Here is a 5809-nt window from a genome sequence, read left to right as displayed (position 1 = left end):
GACCTGATTTCTTTTCGCTACCGGCGGCAATGCGTACCAATTGGAGAAATTCCGATTTCAGCTCAAACGGATCATCGCCTTGGACTTGCTGCGCCATTTTTTCGATGTCGCTCCAGCCAAGTTTGCCGTTGTATTCACCGCCGCGCAGGGCTTGGGCATAGGAAGCTGCGGCAAGGGCAAGCAGGGTGTCTTTATCGGCTTGCTCCAGCGGTTTGCTGCCAACAGGGATTGCTTGTTCCATCAGCTTGCTGTCTTTTTCTCCGGGCAGTTTGTAGCGTGCTTTGACAAAGGCGTATTCGTTTTTACTGCCTTTGACGGCAGGGGCTTTTTGATAGCGTGATTCGTTCAGCCAGCCGTTTTTGCCTGCCGGAATGATTTCATAGATGGCGGTTACGCTGTGGCCTGAGCCGATATCGCCAGCATCTACTTTGTCATTGTTGAAGTCTTCATTGCGCAGGGTGCGGTTGGTGTAGCCGACCAAGCGGTATTCTTTGACAGTGGCAGGATTGAATTCGACTTGGATTTTGACATCTTGCGCAACGGTGGCTAGTGTGGAAGTCAGTTGCTGTTGCAGAACTTTTTTCGCTTCTTTTTCGTTGTCGATATAGCTGTAATTGCCGTCGCCTGCATCGGCAATTTGTTCCATCATGTCTTCGTTGTAATTGTCCGTACCGAAGCCTAGCGTGCTGAGTGAAACGCCGGTTTTACGTTTTTCGGCAACCATGGATTTGAGCGTTTCGGTATCAGATACTCCAACGTTAAAGTCGCCATCGGTCGCCAGCAGGATACGGTTGATGCCGTTGGGTACAAAGGCTTTTTGTGCTTGCTCGTAGGCCATGCGTAAAGCGGATTCGCCTGAAGTCGAGCCTTCGGCCTCCAGTTTGTCGATGGCCTTCAGGATAGTTTCTTTATCAGCACCTGATGTGGGTGGAAGTACCAGCTCTTCGCCTGATGAATAGGTAATCAGAGTAACTTTGTCCTGAGGACGTAATTGTTGGGTCAAGATCCTCAGTGTTTTTTGAACTAACGGAAGTTTATTTTCTTTATCCATGCTGCCGGATACGTCCACGAGGAACACAAGATTGGCAGGCGGCAGGTTTTTCTTTGCCGTGTCTTGTGCTTGAATGCCGATTTTGATCAGTTTGGCTTCCGGTTGCCATGGAGAATCAATGGTGTCAGTGTGAACGGCAAATGGACGACCGTTAGTAGGTAGTGGGTAGTTGTAAGGAAAATAATTGACGATTTCCTCAATCCGTACAGCATCTTTGGGTGGCTGTTTACCGCTGTTCAGAAATCGGCGGACGTTGGCGTAGCTGCCGGTATCGACATCGATGCTGAATGTGGAAACAGGTTCTTGAGCAACGGATTTGACTGGTTGGTCAGGTTGTTCTTGGTAGCGTTCAGTGTTTCGAGCATTGACAGTAGATATTTCAGCCACCCGCATGGCAACAATTGAACTTTCCTTGAATCCTAGAGAGGGACCAAAGGAGGGGTTAGAGTATTCTTTTGAGTCAGAGCACGCTGTCAAAGCTGCTAAAGTGAGTATGGAAACGGTTTTCAGGAAGAAACGGGGCATGATTTAAGTTCCTGGGAAATATCACATGCTGATTGTTAAAAGTGTTGTTGGCAGTGTATCGGCAGAGTCAACGCTGGCGCTGAGTCACTTTTTTTGAATTTTAATGTGTGAATAGTGGGTTAAGTTTAAATCAGGACAAGGCGGAGCAATGCGGTACTGGTTTAAACTTAACCCACTATGTTTATGACTTGTGCAAGATTTTGTCGGGCTGAGACGATTTTGTAAAGGCCTCAGCCCCGATTTATCTTACATTAACTTTTCTTCCGACGACGCTCGCCCGGCAGCAGCATATCTGCCCATTTGATGATGTTGGCGACTTCTGCCGGATTGAGTTCGTAGAACTGGCCGCGTTTGAGGCGGTTTGGCAGGCCGATGGGGCCGAAGCCTACGCGGACGAGACGACTGACGGTGAGGCCTTGGCTTTCAAAAATGCGGCGTACTTCGCGGTTGCGGCCTTCTTTGATGACGACGTTGTACCATTTGTTTGCGCCTTCGCCGCCTTGTTCGTAGATACGTTCGACTTTTGCTAGACCGTCTTCGAGCATGACGCCTTCTTCGGTCAGGACGCGCATTTGTTCGGTGGTCAGCTCGCCCAATACGCGCACGGCGTATTCGCGTTCGACTTCAAAGCTGGGGTGGGCAAAGCGTTGAACGAGTTCGCCTGAAGTGGTCAGGATCAAAAGGCCGCTGGTATTGATGTCCAACCGGCCGATGGCCACCCAGCGGCTGCTGGCTGCTTGCGGCAGGCGGTCGAAGATGCTGACGCGGCCTTGCGGGTCGTCGCGGGAAACGATTTCGCCTTCTTGTTTGTAGTAGAGGATGATGCGTGGCAGGCGGTCGGCCCATTTGAGTTTGATGATGCTGCCTTTAACGGTAACGTGGTCGTCGGGCGTAACTTTTTCGCCCAGTTGGGCTACGCGGCCGTTGACCGTTACCCAGCCGTTGCTGATCCATTCTTCCATTTCGCGACGTGAGCCGACGCCGGAAGCGGCCAGGACTTTTTGCAGGCGCTCGGGTTCAAAGCGTGAAAGGTCGCTGCGGCGTTCTTTCAAATCGCGGGCATGCTCCATGATTTTTTGATTTGGGTTGCGGACAACCAGTTTTTTGGCTTTGGCAGCACGTTGTTTTGGCGCGGTATTTTGAGCTTTGGGGCCGTCTGAAACTTTTTGTCCGTAAGGCTTGCCTGATGTTTTTCGCTCGTCGTCTGGACGTTTTTTATTGGCAAAGGATTTGGCCGGTTTAGAAGGTTTTTTGGCGGTAGACGATACGCCGTCGCGCCATTGGCGTTTGCTGGAAGGCTGTTTGGACATGATTTTTCCTAACTCGCTTGAAAAGCAGTTCTTCTGCGGCATTTGCGGCAGGGGTTGGATTGGGGGAAAAGGCCGTCTGAAAATCAAATTCAGACGGCCTGCTGATGAAAGGTTGTATTGTAACTCAACCAGTAAATTTTTGTTTGAAAATCCGAAAATTATGGCGAAAGGCGTTCGCGTATCCAGTTGCCATCAACCAGGCGGTATTGGATACGGTCGTGCATGCGGCTGGGGCGGCCTTGCCAGAATTCGATGCGGTCGGGAATGACAAGGTATCCGCCCCAATGCGGCGGGCGGGGAACATGCAGGGGGTGTTTGACACCGACGGCCGCAGCCTTGGCCACCAATACGGCTTTGCTTGAAATCACTTCGCTTTGCGCGCTTGCCCATGCGCCGATACGGCTGGTATACGGGCGGCTTTCAAAATATTCGTCCGAAGCGGCTGCGTCGAGTTTTTCAATGCGTCCTTCAACGCGTACTTGGCGTTCGAGTTCCGGCCAGAAAAAAGTCATGGCGGCAAAAGGGTGTGCCGTATAGGAGCGTCCTTTGCGGCTGTGGTAATTGGTAAAGAAAACAAAGCCTTTTGGGTTGACTTCTTTCAGCAGTACCATGCGGCTGTTGGGTCTGCCGTCTTCACCTACGGCGGCAACGTTGACCGCGGTCGGCTCGTTGACTTCGGCGTGAATCGCTTCGTTCAGCCATTGCTCGAATTGGACAATCGGGTCGGCATGGCACTCGGCTTCAGAAAGCTCGCGTTTGCTGTAATCTTCGCGGATATTGTGCAGATCCATGATTTTTCTCCTTAGGTCTGACTGAATCATACTCCGTTTTTTCAGACGGCCTCAAGGGCATTGTGTATAATCGTAGCCCTTTCCAATCCAATATAGAACAATACGGAGTCCTGTCATGCAAACCGAAGTCGAACTGAAAATCTTAAATCCGAAAATGGCCGATTCCCTGCCTGCATATGCAACGCCCGGTTCTGCCGGTTTGGACTTGCGTGCCTGCTTGGATGAAGCTGTTGTATTGCAGCCGGGTGATGTATATCTCGTGCCGACCGGTTTGGCTGTGCATTTGGCCAACCCTGCGTATGCAGCCGTTTTGCTGCCGCGTTCCGGTTTGGGTCATAAACACGGTATTGTTTTGGGTAATTTGGTCGGTTTGATTGACTCGGATTATCAAGGCGAATTAAAGGTTTCTTTGTGGAACCGTGGTAAAGAAGCGTTCACCATCGAGCCGATGGAGCGTATCGCGCAAATGGTGATTGTGCCGGTTGTCCAAGCTGCGTTTAAGGTTGTGGATGAGTTTGCCGCCAGCGAGCGCGGCGAAGGCGGATTCGGCAGCACCGGCAAAGCCTGATGATTTGAAAGGCCGTCTGAAACAGGATAAATTGAAATTTGATTTCGGTTTGCCGTTGTTCAGACGGCCTTTTTGTTGTGCCAACCTTTGCATAATCACACACAAGATTGCATTTTTATATCTTGTCTGTATGACCGGCGCACCCAATAATACAGGCCGTCTGAAACCTTTACGGAGCGTTGTTATGTCCCGTCCTTCACTTTTTCTGCCTTTATTTTTGATTATCTTTGGTGCGATTTGGTTTTTACGCGCTACGGATATTTTGCCTGCGACATCGACAATGATTGCCGGTGCATTAATTATTTTGGGCTTTGCCGTGTTGATTATGGACGGCATCAACAAACAGTCCATCGTTTCCGGCCCGATGTTGGTTTATATCGGTACAGCTATTTATCTGCACATGAGCTACTGGATTTACCTCTCGCCGTTGCTGGCCATCGGCATGGTCGTATTGGGTTGCCTGCTGTTGCTCTCGCGCAGCGATATGATTCCTGAGAAACACGCAAAATAGAAAGATGAGAGATTTGGGTTTTACCCTATAAAGGCTGTCTGAACAATGGTATAATCCGCCGATTCAGACGGCCTTTTTTATTGTGGTTTAAATTTGAAATTTACCCTCCCGGCCGCACCGTTTTCTTACATTTTGCAAAGTTTCCGCCATGACCCAAGACAAAATCCTCATCCTCGACTTCGGCTCGCAAGTTACCCAGCTGATCGCCCGCCGCGTGCGCGAAGCCCACGTTTACTGCGAACTGCATTCTTTCGACATGCCTTTGGAAGAAATCAAAGCCTTCAATCCTAAAGGCATCATTCTCTCCGGCGGTCCCAATTCCGTTTACGAATCCGACTATCAAGCCGATACCGGTATTTTTGATTTGGGCATTCCGGTTTTGGGCATTTGCTACGGTATGCAATTTATGGCGCACCACTTGGGCGGCGAAGTTAGCCCGGGCAACCAACGCGAATTCGGTTATGCGCAAGTGAAAACCATCGACAGCGAGCTGACACGCGGCATTCAAGATGATGCGCCTAATACGCTCGACGTTTGGATGAGCCATGGCGATAAAGTTTCCAAACTGCCTACCGGCTTCTCTGTTATCGGAGATACGCCGTCTTGCCCGATTGCCATGATGGAAAACGCTGAGAAACAATTCTACGGCATCCAATTCCACCCTGAAGTGACCCACACCAAACAAGGCCGCGCGCTGTTGAACCGCTTTGTCTTGGATATTTGCGGCGCACAACCCAGCTGGACCATGCCGAACTACATCGAAGAAGCCGTTGCCAAGATCCGCGAACAAGTCGGCAGTGACGAAGTGATTTTAGGTTTGTCCGGCGGCGTGGACTCTTCCGTAGCGGCGGCACTAATTCACCGTGCCATCGGCGACCAACTGACCTGCGTGTTTGTTGACCACGGCCTGTTGCGCCTGAACGAAGGCAAAATGGTGATGGACATGTTTGCCCGCAACTTGGGTGTACGCGTGATTCACGTTGATGCCGAAGAGCAGTTTTTGGCGAAACTTGCCGGCGTGACCGATCCGGAGAAAAAACGCAAAATCATCGG

The 5809-nt window shown here is 50.7% G+C and carries 6 protein-coding genes; 3 read left to right on the top strand and 3 right to left on the bottom strand.

The genetic code is table 11. From position 1 onward, the window contains the following. The 3 genes from Q1M25_RS07585 to pdxH all read right to left on the bottom strand — a co-directional run. On the bottom strand, positions 1-1576 hold a 1576-nt coding region (locus Q1M25_RS07585), incomplete at its 3' end, for a VWA domain-containing protein (RefSeq protein WP_300483551.1). 251 nt (positions 1577-1827) lie between these two features. Continuing rightward, positions 1828-2886, bottom strand: coding sequence for a pseudouridine synthase (locus Q1M25_RS07580; RefSeq protein ID WP_003686367.1), 1059 nt, complete (start codon positions 2884-2886; stop codon positions 1828-1830). A gap of 158 nt (positions 2887-3044) precedes the next feature. Next, positions 3045-3677: a pyridoxamine 5'-phosphate oxidase gene (pdxH, locus tag Q1M25_RS07575; protein ID WP_300483547.1), complete on the bottom strand. Its 633-nt coding sequence runs from the start codon at positions 3675-3677 to the stop codon at positions 3045-3047. Between the two features lie 115 nt (positions 3678-3792). Between pdxH and dut the strand changes: the two genes are divergently transcribed. The 3 genes from dut to guaA all read left to right on the top strand — a co-directional run. Then, a complete protein-coding gene (gene dut / locus Q1M25_RS07570) occupies positions 3793-4245 on the top strand; it encodes a dUTP diphosphatase (RefSeq protein ID WP_003680707.1) in 453 nt (150 codons plus the stop codon). 184 nt (positions 4246-4429) lie between these two features. Next, complete coding sequence (locus Q1M25_RS07565; protein ID WP_300483542.1) at positions 4430-4756, top strand: hypothetical protein; 327 nt, start codon at positions 4430-4432, stop codon at positions 4754-4756. Between the two features lie 148 nt (positions 4757-4904). Then, positions 4905-5809 (top strand): glutamine-hydrolyzing GMP synthase (guaA, locus tag Q1M25_RS07560; RefSeq protein WP_300483539.1); only part of this gene is annotated, 905 nt, incomplete at its 3' end.

Source organism: uncultured Neisseria sp. (assembly GCF_951230505.1).
Taxonomy (GTDB): domain Bacteria; phylum Pseudomonadota; class Gammaproteobacteria; order Burkholderiales; family Neisseriaceae; genus Neisseria.
The sequence above is the reverse complement of the archived record's forward strand: the minus strand, read 5'-3'. Positions and strand labels throughout refer to the sequence as shown.